Origin of the sequence: Streptomyces sp. NPDC087422, from assembly GCF_044744145.1 — a bacterium.
Taxonomy (GTDB): Bacteria; Actinomycetota; Actinomycetes; order Streptomycetales; family Streptomycetaceae; genus Actinacidiphila.
Map to the genome: position 1 here is coordinate 116,849 of NZ_JBIUXT010000014.1, position 14,630 is coordinate 131,478.

At 74.2% G+C, this 14,630-nt stretch carries 14 protein-coding genes; 8 read left to right on the forward strand and 6 right to left on the reverse strand.

The window, feature by feature from the left end; translation table 11 throughout:
* Positions 1-33 precede the first annotated feature (33 nt).
* On the forward strand, positions 34-540 hold the full coding sequence (locus ACIO6U_RS32095; protein ID WP_401724446.1) for an O-acetyl-ADP-ribose deacetylase: 507 nt from the start codon (positions 34-36) through the stop codon (positions 538-540).
* A 385-nt stretch (positions 541-925) separates the two neighbouring features.
* Here the strand turns inward: ACIO6U_RS32095 and ACIO6U_RS32100 are convergent, their stop codons facing one another.
* The gene (locus tag ACIO6U_RS32100; RefSeq protein WP_355341990.1) at positions 926-1,468 is read right to left on the reverse strand and encodes an ion channel; all 543 of its coding nucleotides are present in this window, start codon (positions 1,466-1,468) and stop codon (positions 926-928) included.
* A 240-nt stretch (positions 1,469-1,708) separates the two neighbouring features.
* Here ACIO6U_RS32100 and ACIO6U_RS32105 point away from each other — a divergent pair, with 240 nt between their 5' ends.
* A complete protein-coding gene (locus ACIO6U_RS32105; protein ID WP_401724570.1) occupies positions 1,709-2,158 on the forward strand; it encodes a MarR family winged helix-turn-helix transcriptional regulator in 450 nt (149 codons plus the stop codon).
* Between the two features lie 28 nt (positions 2,159-2,186).
* Here ACIO6U_RS32105 and ACIO6U_RS32110 read toward each other — a convergent pair whose 3' ends face one another.
* Positions 2,187-3,398, reverse strand: a complete 1,212-nt coding sequence (locus tag ACIO6U_RS32110) for an FAD-dependent oxidoreductase (protein WP_401724450.1) — start codon at positions 3,396-3,398, stop codon at positions 2,187-2,189.
* A gap of 212 nt (positions 3,399-3,610) precedes the next feature.
* Here ACIO6U_RS32110 and ACIO6U_RS32115 point away from each other — a divergent pair, with 212 nt between their 5' ends.
* A complete protein-coding gene (locus ACIO6U_RS32115; protein ID WP_401724452.1) occupies positions 3,611-4,729 on the forward strand; it encodes a MerR family transcriptional regulator in 1,119 nt (372 codons plus the stop codon).
* 46 nt (positions 4,730-4,775) lie between these two features.
* Here the strand turns inward: ACIO6U_RS32115 and ACIO6U_RS32120 are convergent, their stop codons facing one another.
* A complete protein-coding gene (locus tag ACIO6U_RS32120) occupies positions 4,776-5,807 on the reverse strand; it encodes an ADP-ribosylation family protein (RefSeq protein WP_401724455.1) in 1,032 nt (343 codons plus the stop codon).
* A gap of 150 nt (positions 5,808-5,957) precedes the next feature.
* On the opposite strand from ACIO6U_RS32120, the gene ACIO6U_RS32125 reads away from it, so the two are divergent.
* From ACIO6U_RS32125 to ACIO6U_RS32135, 3 genes are all read left to right on the forward strand, one after another.
* Positions 5,958-6,671 carry a M15 family metallopeptidase gene (locus tag ACIO6U_RS32125; RefSeq protein ID WP_401724457.1) on the forward strand — a complete coding sequence of 238 codons (714 nt, stop codon included), beginning with the start codon at positions 5,958-5,960 and terminating at the stop codon, positions 6,669-6,671.
* 114 nt (positions 6,672-6,785) lie between these two features.
* Positions 6,786-7,508 (forward strand): flavin reductase family protein, encoded by a 723-nt coding sequence (locus ACIO6U_RS32130; protein ID WP_355341975.1) that lies wholly within the window; start codon positions 6,786-6,788, stop codon positions 7,506-7,508.
* Positions 7,509-7,683: 175 nt separating this feature from the next.
* Positions 7,684-8,979 (forward strand): M14 family zinc carboxypeptidase, encoded by a 1,296-nt coding sequence (locus tag ACIO6U_RS32135; protein WP_401313746.1) that lies wholly within the window; start codon positions 7,684-7,686, stop codon positions 8,977-8,979.
* Between the two features lie 254 nt (positions 8,980-9,233).
* Here the strand turns inward: ACIO6U_RS32135 and ACIO6U_RS32140 are convergent, their stop codons facing one another.
* Positions 9,234-10,358, reverse strand: coding sequence for a ThiF family adenylyltransferase (locus ACIO6U_RS32140; RefSeq protein ID WP_391128542.1), 1,125 nt, complete (start codon positions 10,356-10,358; stop codon positions 9,234-9,236).
* A 305-nt stretch (positions 10,359-10,663) separates the two neighbouring features.
* Here ACIO6U_RS32140 and ACIO6U_RS32145 point away from each other — a divergent pair, with 305 nt between their 5' ends.
* Positions 10,664-11,947 carry a M14 family zinc carboxypeptidase gene (locus ACIO6U_RS32145; protein ID WP_355341969.1) on the forward strand — a complete coding sequence of 428 codons (1,284 nt, stop codon included), beginning with the start codon at positions 10,664-10,666 and terminating at the stop codon, positions 11,945-11,947.
* An 84-nt stretch (positions 11,948-12,031) separates the two neighbouring features.
* Here the strand turns inward: ACIO6U_RS32145 and ACIO6U_RS32150 are convergent, their stop codons facing one another.
* Both ACIO6U_RS32150 and ACIO6U_RS32155 read right to left on the reverse strand, forming a co-directional pair.
* A complete protein-coding gene (locus tag ACIO6U_RS32150) occupies positions 12,032-13,072 on the reverse strand; it encodes an aspartate-semialdehyde dehydrogenase (RefSeq protein ID WP_355341966.1) in 1,041 nt (346 codons plus the stop codon).
* A gap of 113 nt (positions 13,073-13,185) precedes the next feature.
* Entirely contained in the window at positions 13,186-14,061 is an 876-nt protein-coding gene (locus tag ACIO6U_RS32155; RefSeq protein ID WP_401724461.1) for a dihydrodipicolinate synthase family protein, read from the reverse strand.
* A gap of 84 nt (positions 14,062-14,145) precedes the next feature.
* Between ACIO6U_RS32155 and ACIO6U_RS32160 the strand changes: the two genes are divergently transcribed.
* Complete coding sequence (locus ACIO6U_RS32160) at positions 14,146-14,586, forward strand: GNAT family N-acetyltransferase (RefSeq protein WP_355341960.1); 441 nt, start codon at positions 14,146-14,148, stop codon at positions 14,584-14,586.
* Positions 14,587-14,630: the final 44 nt, after the last annotated feature.

Genomic DNA, 14,630 nt, shown 5'->3' on the forward strand with positions numbered 1-14,630 from the left:
CCCCGACCCGCCTTCCCCCGCCATCATCAGCGCATGGTCCACATCGAGGTCGTCCAGGGCGACATCACCAAACAGTCCGTCGACGCCATCGTCAACGCCGCCAACGAGTCCCTCCAGGGCGGTGGCGGAGTCGACGGCGCCATCCACTGGGCCGCCGGCCCCCGTCTCGCCGAGGCCGGCGCCGCCGTGGCGCCCTGCGCGCGGGGGGACGCCGTCGCCACCCCCGGGTTCGACCTCGACCCCCCGATCCGGCACGTCATCCACACCGTCGGTCCCGTATGGAAGGGCGGCGCCTCCGGCGAGGCCGACGTCCTCGCCTCCTGCTATCGCCGCTGCCTCGAAGTGGCCGACACCCTCGGCGTCTCCACCCTCGCCTTCCCCGCCATCTCGACCGGCATCTTCGGCTTCCCCGCCGACCAGGCGGCTCGCATCGCCGTCGCCGTCCTCACCCACGCGTCGACTCGCGTCGAACACGTACGCCTCATGGCCTTCGACCGCCCCTCCCACGCCGTCCTCACCACCGCCCTCGCCGAAGCCTGACCCCTCCCCGGGGCCCGTGGCGCCACTCAGCCCCGTCGTGCCTCGTCGCGCCCACGCGGCGCCAGCCGCCAATAAGACACAGCCCCGCGCCCCTAAAAACCTCGACCCACCCACCCCGCACGAGGCCGAACCCCGCAGGGGCGCGGGGAACGGCGCGGACAGCCACGGCGGTGGCGCCGTTCGCACGGCGGGTCGTGCCCCGAAGGGGCGCGGGGAACGGCGCGAGTAACCCCCACCGGACCGGCGGCCGGGAAACCACCGGCACCACCCCGACCGGCGAGGCCCAGCGGGCCACCGCAGGGGCGCGGGGAACGGCGCGGGCAAGCCCTGCCGGACCCGGGGGGCGGGAAAGCGGGGGCCGGGCCGGGAGGGGGCGGGACCCCCGTCAGGGGGGCTGGTCGCGGTGGAGGGTGAGGCGGGTGAGGTCGATGACCAGGCGGAGCAGAAAGGCGAGGAAGACGAGGTCGATGAGGACCTGGACGCTGACGAGAATGCGGGCGAAATCGCTGGTGGGGGCGATGTCGCCATAGCCGACGGTGCCGAGGGTGACGATGGCGAAGTAGAGCCCGGCGGTGCGGTCGACCGGCTCGGTGAAGCTGCCGGGTGAGAGGTGGGAGAGGGAGACGTAGGCGCTGGCGAAGAGCGCGAGGAAGAAGGCGAAGGTGACGACGAGGGTCTCCACGGCGCGGAGCTGAGGAAGATCGGCGTGGAGGATGCGGCGGAGTTCGAGGAGCATGACCGCGACGAAGACGACGGCGCCGATGCCGAGCCGGATCAGGGCGGCGGCGTCGGGACGGCCGCCGTTGAGCGGCAGGAAGTAGTACAGGACCAGGATCGCCGCCGTGGACAGCACGCAGCGGACCACACTCGCGGCCATCGCCCGGCGCCGCTCGGGGCGGTCGAGGTCGGCCAGCCGCCGCGCGCTCATCGCATCACTCCCTCGCCGGACGGACCGCCGGTCTCGATCGTCCGACGCCCGCGCCCCGGCGGCAATCCGGCCGGGTCCGAACGGGAACGCACGGGAAAGGACGGGTCCGAACGGGAACGCACCGCGTTCCCTATTTCCCCTCCTCCCCCTCCCACCCCTTCCATAGTTCGCGTCACGAACCACCACCCGATCGCCCCTATCCCGTAGGCTGGCGGTATGGGGAAGGACGCGGGCGAGCACATGGGAGTCGTCACCGCATTGGTGCGCTCCTCCTTCCTGGTGAACGCCGTGTACGCGGAGGCGGGCCGGGGGTACGGACTGACGCCGCAGCAGGGGCAGTTGCTGTGCGGGCTGATGGGACAGCCCCTGGGGATGGGCGAGTTGGGCAGCATCCTGGGGCTGGCGAAGTCGAGCCTGACCGGTCTTGTGGACCGCTGCGCGCAGCGCGGGCTGGTACGGCGGGAGGCCGATCCGAGCGACGGCCGCGCGGTACGGGTCGCGCTCACCGCCGAAGGGCGGTCGCTGGTCGACGCGTTCTACGCCGACACCTGCCGCCGCGTCGAGGAGTTGCCGTCCGGCCTGACCGAGGCGGAACGGGTCACGCTCGCGGGTCTGCTCAGCCGCGTGGTCCGCGACAACAAGGTGCCCGCCGTCTTCCTCGAACTGGACGAGGGCCCCGTCGCGCACTGAGCACGCGCCACGTCCCGTACCCGAAGGCTCAGCCCGTGCCGAAAAGCGCCGCGAACCGCCCCACGAGCAGATCCCGCCCCTTGTACGCGGCCACCCGCTCGGCCGGCAGGAGCACGGGTACGGGGGTCGGCCGGTCGTCGGACAGGGTCTGGCCGACACCCCCGCCGGGCCCGAGCGGCAGCAGCACGGACGGTACGGGCGAGGGCCGGTAGACGGCCGAGGGCCGTTCGCCGCGCACCTGGGCGAGGATGTTCTCGGCGACGACGGCGGCGTGCTTCATGGCGTACCCCGCCATCTTGGCCTCGGCGAGGTCGGTGAGGTCGCCGAGCGCGTAGACGTGGTCGTGGACGCGGTCGTACGTCCCGCCGTTGCCATGGACGTTGAGCGTGTCGGTCACGCGGACCTGCCCCTTGGGCGTACGGGCGGTGAGGCGGCCGTCGGCGAGGTAGTGGCTGTTGACGCGTACGCCGTAGCAGCGGAACCAGATGTCGGCGGTGACCTGGTCACCGGAGGACGTGGCGACCGTGAACGTCTTCGCCTGCCCCGGCTCGGTCGGCGGCTGCGCGGCCAGGGTCGTACCGAGGCGCAATTCGACGTCCAGCGCGTCCAGTTGGCGCAGCAGGTCGTCCCGAAGCTCCGGCATGAAACCGGACAGCAACCGCTCGGCCGGGTCGAGGACGACGATGTGCTTGTCCGGCCACACGGCCCTGATCTCACCGGCGAGTTCGAGCCCGACGGGGCCCGCGCCGACAATCAACACCCGCTCGGACAGCGCCAGTTCGTCGTGACCGACGCGCAGCCTGCGCAGCGCCTCGGCCGTGGAGTCGGTCTCGGTCTTCGCCGGGAAGGCGTAGTCGGAGCCGGTGGCCAGGACGAGGAAGTCGGCGTCGACGCGGGCGCCGGAGGCCAGTGTGACGCCGCCGGGGTCCACCGAGGCCGCGCGCTCGCGGACCACCCGGCCGCGCGCCAGCAGCCGGTCGTACGGGAAGAACATGTTCGCCGCCCAGTCGGGCCTGACCAGGGCGCGCAGCGCGCCCGCCGCGTGCACGAAGGCGTCCTTCGGCTCGATCAGGACGACGTCCGTGTCCTGGTCCAGCGCCTTGGCGACGGCGGCGCCCCCGTACCCCCCGCCGACGACCGCGACCGTCCGCACCGCACCCGCCGCACGCGCCGCGCCCTCCGTACCCGCACCAGCACCACCACCGACGCCGGAACCCGCACCCGCACCCGCACCCGCCATGTTCACCACTCCCCGCACGCCTCGACATCTCGTTCGCTTTACGAACCATATTAGTTCGTAGAGCGAACCGTAAATCCGCGCAGGTGAGGGCGCGGACGGCGGGAGAGGCGGAAGGCCGCGGACACTGCTTGACTCTCACGTCGGGGAAGACCCCAGCATCGGACGCGCGCCGGACGGAGGCCCGGCGCGAGGAGGGACGGAGGAGCGCGGGCATGGAGCGGGACACGGGACCCGGCCTGATGGGCATCGGGGCCTTCTCGAAGGCGGCCAGGCTGTCGCAGCGGGCGCTGCGGCTCTACGACGAGCTGGGCCTGCTCTCCCCCGCCCGCGTGGACCCGGCGACCGGCTACCGCTGGTACGCAACGGAGCAACTGGAGAAGGCCCGCCTGGTGGCGTGGCTGCGCCGCCTCGGGATGCCGCTGGCCGGAATCCAGGAGGTCTGCGCCCAGGAGGGCCGGGACGCGGCCCTGTCGGTCCGCGCGTACTGGACCCGCGTCGAGGCCGACACCGCCGCCCGGCGGGACCTGGCCGCCTTCCTCATCGACTACCTGTCCTGGAAGGACCCCGCCATGTCAGCCGCCACCGCACCGCTCGGCATCCGTTACGCCGCCCTGTCCGACACCGGGCTCGTCCGCGAGAGCAACCAGGACACCGCCTACGCGGGCTCCCGCCTGCTCGCCGTCGCCGACGGCTTCGGGACCGGCGGCGCCCCCGCGGGCGCCGCGGCCGTCGACGTACTGAAACGCCTCGACGCGGGCGCGAACACCGTCCCCGCCGGTGAGCTGCTGAACGCCCTGGAGGACGCCGTCGAGCAGGCCGGGCGGGCCGTCCGCGGCGTCGCCGCCGCCGAGCGCGAGCCGGGACACGTCGGCACCACCCTCACCGCGATGCTCTGGACCGGCTCCCAGCTCGCCCTCGTCCACATCGGCGACTCCCGCGCGTATCTGCTGCGCGACGGCGGCTTCTTCCAGATCACCCACGACCACACGATGGTCCAGTCGATGGTGGACGAGGGCCGCCTCAGCCCGGCCGAGGCCGAGTCCCACCCCCAACGGTCCCTGCTGGCGCGGGCGTTGTCCGGTACGGGCCCGGCCACCGACGGGAGCGCGGGCGCCGACATCCGGCTCCAGGACGCCCGCCCCGGCGACCGCTATCTCCTCTGCTCCGACGGGCTGTCCGCCGTCGTCCCGGCCGACGACGTACACGCCACGCTCGCGACGACCCCGGACCCCGACGACGCGGTCCGCGCGCTCGTGGCCCTCGCCAACCGCAACGGCGGTCCGGACAACGTCAGTTGCGTGGTCGCGGACGTCGTGGAGCTGCCCGCCTGACGCCCATGGCCCGCTGATCCACCGGACGGGCTCTAGGACTTGGGCCCTAGGACTTGGGTTCCAGCACGTCCACGCGCGGCAGGTCCCGGTGCCGGTGGTGCGCGTCGGCGACGGCGGCCAACGCGGGCCGGTCCAGGGCACGGTAGGCCGCGGCCAGCAGCTCATGGGCGTGACCCTCGCGGGTCGCGTCGCCGACCGAGGCCCAGTGCAGGTCGCGGCCGAGGACCAGCGCCTCCGTCGGGTCACCGGCCGCGAGGCGCCGCCGCGCCTCGGCGACGGCCGCCGCCAGCTCGCCGGGGTCCGCGAAGACCGCGGCCATGTGCGTGCCGAAGGCGTGCTCGTCCGCGCCGTTGTGCGGCGGGCGGCCGAGTGCGGTCTCGCCCGCCGCGAGGGCGCCGCCGCCGTCGAGCGTGGTGATCCGGCCGGGCTCGACCGGCGGGCGCCGGTAGCCGTACGTGTGGGCGCGTACGTAGTCCGCGCCGGTCGCGGTACGGTCCCCGGTCTCGAACTCGCCGATTTTCGACCGGAGTCGGACCATCCCCGGCGCGCGCTCCGCGACCTCCTCCGGCTCCCGGCCGGTGTCCTCGTGCAGGTCGTACCAGTGGCGTTCGAGCGTGACGCGGACCGCCTCCAGCGGGGTGCGGCAGGTGCGGTCGATGCCGCCGCCGTCGTCGTTGTTGTAGTACGAGCCGACGCCCGCGCAGGTGCGGCCGTCGTCGTACCAGAGGCCGTAGTGCAGGCCGTCGGTGCCGCCGTGCAGGAAGGTCAGGAACTCGGGCGGGTCGCGGTAGTAACGGCCGTGCGCGCGGATGTCGACGCCGTCGCGGGCTTGCGCGGCGGGGGCGTCGAAGAGGTCCATCACGCCGTACGGCCACAGCTCCAGGTCCGCGAAGGCCGACGCCTCGACGGGGTCGAGCGACCCGATGAAGTCGTGGAACCGGAACAGCGAGTCCGGCAGCTCGAACCCCCAGTCCGCCAGCACGCGCGCCTCGACCGCCGCCCGCAGCCGCTCCCGGTCCCGTTCCCGCTCCCGGTTCCGGTCCCGCTCCCGCTCTCGGTCCCGCTCCTGCTCGCTCATCCGTCCGCCCCGTTCGACGACGCCCCGCGCCCGGCTCTGTCCCTGACCCGCGCAGGCTAGCGAAGGCCGCGCAGCCGGGGCGGTGGCGGGGCCGGGCGCGGGGCGGGGCCGGGCGCGGCACTTGGGCGGGCGGCAGGCGATGATCGGACCATGAGCGAAATCGTGCTGATGTCGGACCCGCGCATCGCGGCCATCCCCGTCGAGGACTGCGACGAGCCGCTGCTCGACGTGCGGAGCGACGTGCGGGGCGGCGGACGAGGCGGCGGCGGACGAGGCGGTGGCCCCGGTACGGACGGACCGCTCGGCGCCGTCGACCCGCGCCGCCAGGACGACGACGGCAGCTTCGCCCACCTGCGCGAGGGCGTCCTGACCCGGCTCGCGCACGCGCGCACGCTGCTGCCCGACGGCGTCGGCCTGCTGTTCGTGGAGGGCTACCGGCCGCCGTCCCTCCAACGCGCCTATTTCGAGGGGTACTCGGCGCAGCTGCGCGCCGCACGGCCGGAGTGGACGCCCGCGCGGATCAGGGAGGCCGCCAGCCGTTACGTGTCCCCGCCGGAGATCGCGCCGCACAGCGCGGGCGCGGCCGTCGACCTCACCCTCGTCGCGGACGGCCGCGAACTGGACATGGGCACCCGCGTGAACGCCAACCCCGAGGAGAGCGCGGGCGCCTGCTACACCGACGCGCCGGGGCTGTCGGCCGAGGCCCGCGCCAACCGCCGTACGCTGTCCGCCGCGCTCACCGCCGCGGGCCTGGTCAACTACCCCACCGAGTGGTGGCACTGGTCCTACGGCGACCGCTACTGGGCGCTGGCCACGGGCGCGCCGCACGCCCGCTACGGCCCCCGCGAGCGGCCCGGTTCCTGACCGCCGACGCCCCCGTACCGGGGCGTACGGGCCCCCGTACCGGGCCTTACTGTCCCCGTACGCGACGTCCGATACCCGCCAGCGACCGGCGGCCCCGCGCACAACACTGGCCGTATGACCTCAGAGATCACCGCGGCGACCGCACCCGCCGTCCACTCACGCATCGAGCCCGGAATCCTCTACTTCGGCACGCCCGTCGTGCTGCTCTCCACCGTGAACGAGGACGGGTCGGCGAATCTCGCGCCGATGTCGTCGGTGTTCTGGCTGGGGTGGCGGGCGATGCTGGGGCTCGGGGCCCGGTCGCAGACGGCGCGCAATCTGCTGCGCGACGGCGCGTGCGTACTGAATCTGCCCGAGGACTCGATGGCGGCGGCCGTGGACCGGCTGGCGCTGACCACCGGCCGCGATCCGGTGCCCGAGGGGAAGGCGCGGCGCGGATACCGTTACGAGGGCGGCAAGTTCGAGCTGGCCGGGCTGACCCCGGTGGCGTCGGAGACGGTCGCGGCGCCGCGCGTCGCCGAGTGCCCTGTGGCGCTGGAGGCGGTGGTCGAGGCCACCCACCCGCTGGCCGAGGACGACCCTCAACAGCGCGGCGGGATCGTGGTGTTCGAGGTACGGATCACGCGCGTGCTGGTGCACGACAAGGTACGGGCGGCGGGCACGCGGGACCGGATCGATCCGGACATGTGGCGGCCCCTGGTGATGAGTTTCCAGCACTTCTACGGGCTCGGCCCGCGACTGCGGGAATCGGCGCTGGCCACCATCCCCGAACGCCTCTACCGGGGGCCCGACATCGGGCGGTCGCGCGCCGACTCGGGGGCCACGGGGCGCTCTTGACACCCGGGGGCGGCCCGCACAGCCTTGGGTGGCGCGCCCACGGCACCCGAACTCCGCTACTCCGCCGGTGGCGCGCGATGTGCGATACGCGGCGCGCCGGTTCGGAGCGCGGTGGGGGTGGGCACGGCGAGTGGACGCCGCCGTGGTCGTGGATGTGGGACGAGGAGGAGCCGTCATGCGCGGGCCAGACGCGTATCCGACCGTGTCAGGTGTCGCGGCGGCGGCCCGCGTACTGACCCGGCGGCATCCCGACCTGTGCCGGATGCGGCTGGCCGGGGAGTCGCGGGCCGGGCGGCCCCTGTGGCTGCTGTCGGTGGGACACGGCAGCCGGCACGTGCTGGTGGTGGCCGGAGCGCACCCGGACGAGCAGACGGGCGGGGCGAGCGCGCTGTGGCTGGCCGAGCACGCGGTCGCCGACCGGCAGCGGCAGGCCGACGCGGATCTGACCTGGGACTTCCTGCTCTGCCTCGACCCCGACGGCACCGTGCTCAACGAGACGGGTCCGGCCGGGCCACGGCCGCCCGCCGTCCACTACCGGCACACCTACCGCCCGGCGCCGGCCGATCAGCCCGAGCGGGCCGGGGCCTTCCGCGCGCCGGGTGACGAACTCCCCGAGACGATGGCCCTGTTGGCGGCGATTGACGAGCTGAAGCCGTTCCTCCAGTGCACGCTGCACGGCACCGACGTCGGCGGCGGTTGGGTGCGGCTGACCGCCGATGTGCCGGGCCTGGCCGAGCCGTTCGGCAAATACGCGGCCGAACTGGAGATCCCGGTGCAGACCGGCGCCTACGACGCGCTGCACTGGACCGGGTCGGGGCCCGGCGTCTTCGTGCGGCCCCCCGCGGGCACGCCCGGGCGGTTCACCGACGAGCCGGAGAACGCGGCGGGCTCCACCTGGGCCCGCCCGCACCGGCACGGCGGGCTGACCGCCGTGGTCGAGGTCCCGATGTGGGCCACCCGGCGCGTGGCCGACCAGGACGCGCACCCCGGCCCCGCCCAGGCCGTCGCCTCCCTCGCCGCCCGGCTGCGCAAGGACGGCGCCGCCACCGCGTCGGCGCTGGACCGCGCCTGGCGCCTGCTCTCCCCGCAGGCCGCGCACAGCCCGCTGCTGCGCGGTGTCGAGCAGGCCGTCGGCGCCTTCTCCGGCCTCGCCGACGACTACGAGACGCTCGCCGACGCCTCCCCCGTCCCCCTGACCATGGCCCACGTCGCCGCCCTCGACATCGCCGCCCGCCGTATGCCGCTGCGCGCCTCCGGGATGCTGCTGCGGCTGCTCGACGAGGAGCGCGGCGGCGAGGGCGACCCTGGCGGCGACCACGGCCGCCTGCGCGGCCGGCTGGAGCGCCGGATCGACTCCGGCGCCCGTGACCTGTTGGCCGCGACCGACGCCCACTGGGTGCCGGTCGGCGACCAGGCCGAACTCCAGGCCAGGACCGTCCTGGCAACCGTCGACCTCACGTCAACGCGGTGACCCGCCCCCTCAAGGACCCCGGTCGAAGGCCGAGGAACCGCGCGCCCGACCGCCACGCTCCCGTACGTCACCACCCGCCCCCGGGGGGCAGCCCGGTGGTGTCCGGGCCACCCGCCGGTGGTGGGTTGCTCGCGCGGTTCCTCGCGCCCCTGACGGGGCGCACCGCCTTTCGTCCGGGCGGCGAGCCGGTCAGTTGGGCGGGCCCGGGCACGACGCTTCCGCAGGTCACCACCCGCCGCTGGGGCCTTGGGCCCTTACGTGGGGTGGTCGAGCGGGCCGCAGGCCGGGCAGTCGGGGCGGCGCGGGTGGCGTTGGAGTACGGGGTCGCCGAGCGCCATGAGGTTGATGCCGTAGCGGAAGCCGGGGCGCATCCGCGGGACGCCGGTGAGCAGGGCGATGGCGGCGTGGGCGACGAGCGTGCCGGACAGACCGGCGGTGACGGCGCTCGCCGGATTCCACGGCATGCGGGGCGAGGCGGCGTCCTCGCTCTGGCCGGGGCGCAGCCGCAGGTCGCGCCGTGCGTCCTCGCCCGCGCGCTGGCACTCCCAGCAGGGCCCGTCGCCGGGTACGTGGACGCCCGCGGTGACCAGCGGGCCGCGGTAACCGCCTTCCACCCAGGGCAGATTGAGGGCGATGCAGACGCGGTTGGCCCAACGGCGGATCTCCGGCGGCCGGTCGGCGCCGAGGACCAGCAGATCGTACGGTGACCGGCCGCCGCCGTCCGGGGCGAGGAGCGCGGCGAGGGCGTCGGGGCCGCGGATCTCCCGCCGTTCACCGGTGACGGTGACATCGGAGTTGAGGGCGCGCAGCGCGGCCACCGCCGCGTCGGCTTTCGGCCGCCCGATGTCGGCCTCGCGGTAGAGCGTCTGCCGGTTGAGGTTGGACAGTTCCACGACGTCGGGGTCGACGGTGTGGACGTGACCCACGCCGGAGGCGACCAGCGCCTGCGCTGCCATGCCGCCCGTACCGCCGACGCCGAGGACCAGCACGCGGGCGCCCGCCAGGCGCAGTTGGGCGTTCCACGGGCTGGCCCGTGAGCTGAGGTCCATCCAGCGCAGCAGCGCGACACCGCGGGCGTGCCGTACGCGGTCGCGGTCGACGAGCCCCGCGGGCAGCGGCGCCGCCGCGTCGTCCACGAAACCCGCCTCCCGTAAGTCCGCCATCGCGGAGCCGATCGTGGCGGCGGGCAGGAGTAAGCGGGGGTGCGCGGCGGCGACTTCGGCGGCGATCTGCGCCGCGGTGCGTGTGCCGTCCATCGCCTCGGTAAGGGTCCAGATCCAGCCGTCAGGGTCCTCGATCTCGGCGCCGATCCCGTAGATCACACTGCCGATCCTGACGTTGCCGTCGGCGGTGCGATAGGCCTGGTGTTCGGGTTTGATCCGCGGCCTGAGCAGCGCCTCGGAGTCATCGGTGTGCGGTTCGGTGTGCGGTGGTGCCGTCATCAGCCGACCCCCTCGTGCTCCGCCCGTACGCATGAGTACGTACGGACCTTGACACTGTCGCCGGGCCGCCGGAGCCTTGGCAAGGTGCGGGGGAATCAGTGGGGGATTCAGGGGCCAAACCGTTCAACTCCTCAGCGCTGCACCCTGCTTGGACAGAGAGGAGTCACCGTGGCGAACACCACTCTCGTCATCCGACGGCTGGACAAGGAAGAGACCACCGGCGACAGCAACTCCAACGGCACGTGACGTCGGACGCCGACGCCTATCCCAGCGTCGCGGAGGTCGCAGCGGCGGCCTCCGCGTTCGCGTACTCGCGGCCCGTGCTGAGCACCCTGCGGGTGGTCGGCCGGTCCCGGCAGGGGCGTCCGCTGCATCTGCTGACCGTCGGGCGTGGCCGGCGGCACATCCTGGTCGTCGCGGGCCCGCACTCCGACGAGCGCGTCGGGCCCGCGACCGCGCTGCGGCTGGCGCACCGGGTCGCCGCCGACAGCCGCCTGCACTCCGGGGCGGGCGCCTCCTGGCACTTCCTGCTCTGTCTCGACCCGGACGGGACCGTACGCAGCGAGGCCGGGCCGCCGGTGCGGCGCACGCCCGCCGAGCACTTCCGGCACGCCTACCGTCCGCCCGCCGACGAACAGCCGGAGTGGGCGCCGTCGATCCGGCCGCCGGACGACCAACTCCCCGAGTCCCAGGCGCTGGTGAGCCTCATCGACGAGCTGCGGCCGGAGTTGCAGTGCTCGCTGCACGGCAACGACCTCGGCGGCAGCTGGGTCCAACTCACGCGTGACATACCGGGGTTGGCCGAGCCTCTCGGCAAGCTCTCCGCCGAGCGGGACGTGCCCGTGCAGACCGGCACGTACGACGCCCTGTACTGGACGGTGTCGGGGCCCGGCGTCTATCTGATGCCCGCGCCTGGCCAGCGCGCCCAGTTCGAGAACCTGCCCGAGGACGTCAACCGCTCGACCTGGATCCGCCCGCACCGCTACGGCGGGATGACCGCGCTCTTCGAGGTCCCGATGTGGGCCAGCCGCGATGTCGCCGACACCACGGCGCACCCGGACCCGGCCCGCGCGCTCGCGGCTCTCGCCGCGCTTCTGCGCCGCCACGCCGACCGTACCCACGCCCTGCTCGACGCCGTACGGCCGCTGGTCCCCGACCCCGGCTCCCCGGCCACCCGCCCCCTCCTGCGCATCACGGGCGGCATGCCCGCCATCATGCGCAGCGTCGCCGACGACTGGGACGGGCTCCACCCCTCCCCCGTCCCCCTCACCCTCGCGCACCTCAACGCCCTCGACATCGCCGCCCGCCGCATCTCCCTGCGCGCCACCGGGATCATGCTCCGCCTCCTCGACGGCCGCGGCGGCTCCGCCGCGCGCACCCTCCACGGCGTCTGTTCCGCCCAGCACGCCCGCTGGGCGGCCGAGTTGGCCGCCGGTCATGAGTTGACGTGGGTGCCGGTCCCCGACCAAGTTGACCTTCAGTCGGAAACAGTTCTCGCCGCCTTCCGCCTCCTCAACGAGACCTGACCCCCCTCCGGGGCGCGCCCCCACCCCACCGCCCTCGCGCAGGGCGGTGCTTTCAGGGCGCTGGGGGCGTACGCCCGAGGGGGTCTAGAGCGCCGCGGTAGCGGCAAGCTCGGCGGCGACGAGCTCGGCCACCTGAACGGCGTTCAAAGCGGCCCCCTTGCGAAGGTTGTCGTTCGAGACGAAAAGCGCGAGCCCGTTCTCGACGGTCTCGTCGAGGCGGATGCGGCCGACGTACGACGGATCGCGCCCGGCGGCCTGAAGCGGCGTGGGAATCTCGGAGAGCTCGACGCCGGGTGCGGACCGCAGAAGGTCATAGGCACGGGCGACGCCGAGCGGCCGGGAGAAGCGGGCGTTGAGCTGGAGGGAGTGGCCGGAGAAGACGGGGACGCGTACGCAGGTGCCGGAGACCTTGAGCTCGGGGATCTCGAGGATCTTGCGCGACTCGTTGCGCAGCTTCTGCTCCTCGTCGGTCTCGAAGCTGCCGTCGTCGACGAGGTTGCCCGCGAGGGGGACGACGTTGAAGGCGATGGGCCGGGCGTAGACGGCGGGCTCGGGGAAGGCGACGGCGTCGCCGTCGAAGGTGAGCTGGTCGGCGGATTCGACGACCTTGGTCGCCTGGCCGTGCAGCTCGGCGACGCCGGACAGGCCGGAGCCGGAGACGGCCTGGTAGGTGGTGGCGACCAGGGCGGTCAGCCCCGCCTCGGCGTGCAGCGGGCGCAGCACCGGCATCGCGGCCATGGTGGTGCAGTTCGGGTTGGCGATGATGCCCTTGGGGCGGTGGGCGATGGCGTGCGGGTTGACCTCGGAGACGACCAGGGGGACGTCGGGGTCGCGCCGCCAGGCGGAGGAGTTGTCGATGACGACCGCGCCCTGGGCGGCGACCTTCTCGGCGAGGGCGCGGGAGGTGGCGCCGCCCGCGGAGAACAGCACGATGTCCAGGCCGCTGTAGTCGGCGGTGGACGCGTCCTCGACGGTGATCTCGCCGTCGGCCCACGGCAGGGTGCTCCCGGCGGATCGGGCGGAGGCGAACAGCCGCAGCTCCGTCACCGGGAACGCGCGCTCGGCCAGCACCTTGCGCATGACCGAGCCGACCTGTCCGGTCGCTCCGACGATTCCGATCCTCATCCGGCTCTCTCCGATCGATGTGTGCCGTTCCGTACGGCTGCGTGCCGTTCCGTACGGCTGCGTGCCCGCCCGGTCGAGTATCCCCCGAGGCGGGAGCGGGGCGGCGGGGCATTTCAGGGGACGAGACGCAGCCTGGTCAGGGCGTCGTCCACGACGGCGGGCGGCGGGGGCAGCAGCGGCAGCCGTACGTCGGGGGTCGGGATGCGGCCCTCCGCGTGCAGCACGGCCTTGATGACGGTCGGGTTCGGCGCGCGGAAGAGGGCGGCGGCCAGGGCGGCGAGGCGGTGGCCGAGGGCCGTGTCCCCCTTGGCGTCCCCCGTGGCCGCGGCCTTCGCCAGCCCGGCCCAGCGGGCGGTGGCCAGGTGCGCGGAGGCGAGGATGCCGCCGGGGGCGCCGAGGGCGAACAGGGCGGGCGCGAAGACGTCGTCGCCCGCGAGGATCTCGAAGCCGTCCGGGTGGTCGCCGAGCAGGTCGACGGTCTCGGCGTCGATGCCGCCGGTGGCGTACTTCACACCGGCCACGCCCGGCAGCGCGGCCAGCTCGCGCAGGGTGCGGGCGGTCAGCGGCTGCCCGGTGCGGTACGGCACGTGGTAGACGATCAGCGGTACGGGACCGGCCGCGGCCAGCGCCGCGAAGTGGGCGAGGACCCCGGCTTCGCCCGGCCGGGAGAAGGACGGCACCGTGGCCAGTACGGCGTCCGGCACCACCGGCGCCCCGGCGAGCGCCCCCAGCTCCCGTACGGCCGCCGCCGTGGCGCCGCCGGCCGCGCCGAGCACGAAGCGCGCGCCGTGCTCGCGGCAGACCCGGCCGACGACCGCCGTCACCTCGGCGCGTTCGCCGGGGTCGAGGGCGGCGGCCTCCGCGGTCGTGCCGAGCGCCACGAGCCCGGCCGCGCCGTCCCGCAGCACCTCGTGCGCGAGCCCTTCGAGGGCGCCCACGGCGACCCGGCCCTGTGTGTCGAACGGCGTGACCAGCGGTACGAGGATCATGTCCGCGAGTCTGACCCGAGCCCATGGCGAAGGTCCAGTTAATTGTCGTGCACGGAACCGTTAAGCAGCGCTACTCTCCCGCGCATGTACGAGATCTCCGCGGACCCGGCCCGCCTCGACGTCCCCCGTATCCACGACTGGCTCTCCACCGACGCCTACTGGGCCCTGGGCCGCACCCTCGCCACCCAGCAGGCCGCCATCGACGGCTCCCTCAACTTCGGCGCCTACCACCCCGCCACCGGCGCCCAGCACGCCTACGCCCGCGTCGTCACCGACCTCGCGACCTTCGCCTACCTCTGCGACGTCTACGTCGACCCCGCCACCCGCGGCCAGGGCCTGGGCACCACCCTCGTCACCGCCATCCGCGACCACCTCACCCCCTACGGCCTGCGCCGCGTCGTCCTCGCCACCGCCGACGCCCACGCCGTCTACGCCAAAGTCGGCTTCACTCCCCTCACCGACCCCGACAACTGGATGACCCTGGGCCTCCAGAACCCTTCGGCGCGGGAGCCGCGGAACCGCTGACGCGGCCTCAGCGACGCCAGCGGCGCACACGGCCTACGGGGATA